The 1,249-nt window shown below is 47.9% G+C and carries 3 protein-coding genes; 1 reads left to right on the top strand and 2 read right to left on the bottom strand.

Features of this window, described 5'->3' with window-relative positions:
* A partial coding sequence (locus tag ACWHAR_RS22010) for a glutamate synthase-related protein (RefSeq protein WP_452087828.1) occupies positions 1-539 on the top strand: 539 nt, incomplete at its 5' end.
* 37 nt (positions 540-576) lie between these two features.
* On the opposite strand, the gene ACWHAR_RS22005 is transcribed toward ACWHAR_RS22010, so the two are convergent.
* A complete protein-coding gene (locus ACWHAR_RS22005) occupies positions 577-891 on the bottom strand; it encodes a YerC/YecD family TrpR-related protein (protein WP_003219429.1) in 315 nt (104 codons plus the stop codon).
* A 2-nt stretch (positions 892-893) separates the two neighbouring features.
* On the bottom strand, positions 894-1,249 hold a 356-nt coding region (locus tag ACWHAR_RS22000), incomplete at its 5' end, for a DUF3048 C-terminal domain-containing protein (RefSeq protein ID WP_452087827.1).

Raw genomic sequence — 1,249 nt, 5'->3', positions numbered from 1 at the left:
TGCAGAAAAGCGGAAAGCATCCGGATTTTATCACGATCGACGGAAGTGAAGACGGTACCGGAGCTTCCTTTTACGAGCTCGCGGATACAGTCGGCCTTCCAATTATGACAGCGCTGCCTATTGTTGACACGCTTCTTAAACAGTACGGCTTGCGCAGCCAGCTGAAAATCTTTGCTTCCGGAAAGCTCCTGACTCCTGATAAAATCGCGGTCGCCTTAGCCCTCGGCGCTGACTTTGTCAACATCGCACGCGGCATGATGTTTTCCGTTGGCTGCATCCGCGCTCTCGTCTGCCACACCAACACCTGTCCGGCAGGTGTGGCGACGACAGATCCGAAATTGCAAAAAGCGTTGAGCGTTGAGGAAAAACAGCATCGTGTCTGCAACTACGTCATTTCCCTGCGCGAGGGGCTGTTTAACCTCGCAGCCGCAGCAGGGATCAATTCGCCGATTCACTTTTCCAAGGAGCATGTTGTCTATCGGAAAGAGGATGGCAGTCTCATCGATATCGACAACCTGATCCATCAATTTGTTTCATAAAGAAACCGCCCTTGCCGAACGGCAGGGCGGTTCTATGTTATTTTGAAGAAGACTCAGTTTCCGTCTCTTTCACACGGTCAAGCGCCATTTCATAAGCGTCATTCCCGTAATTTAAGCAGCGTTTCACACGGGAAATCGTAGCCGTGGAAGCGCCTGTTTCTGTTTCAATCTTATGATACGTGTTTCCTTCGCGAAGCATGCGCGCCACTTCAAGGCGCTGAGCCAGCGATTGAATTTCGTTAATTGTGCATAGATCATCGAAGAATCGGTAACATTCCTCCAGGTCTTTCAGCGATAAGATCGAGTTAAATAACTGGTCCAGCTCTTTGCCGCGTAATTTATCGATTTGCATCGTTACACACCTTCTCCTTTACTAATGGAAGCCGCATCAAGATCAGGTACGATATTGATCCAAGTCTTTCCTGGCACAAACGGAAGCCACTTGCCGTCTTTTACCGGCACAATTCTGCCATTCACTTGTTTCCAGTCTGTTTCAATGACGTTTCCGTGCTGAAACAACAGACCTTTTCCTCCTGATACCAAGTCGATGTCCCGCCTTCCATCTTGATCAATAATATGATGGCTGGCTTCAACAATGAAAATATTTTGCATTGCAACCGGCTTTCCGGTTTCCCGGTCTGTCGTTATGACACCATCAGAGCTTCTTGTATAAGATTCAGCTTTTTTATCATAGTTGTATTCGACAAGAT

Source organism: Bacillus sp. LR--39, assembly GCF_053613335.1.
Note: the sequence above shows the minus strand (reverse complement) of the source record. Positions and strands in the feature narration are given on the sequence as shown.

What these genes read in the sequence shown, in the direction of transcription:
- ACWHAR_RS22005 (WP_003219429.1), bottom strand. Translation starts at nt 891, where the DNA reads ATGCAAATCGATAAATTACGCGGCAAAGAGCTGGACCAGTTATTTAAC.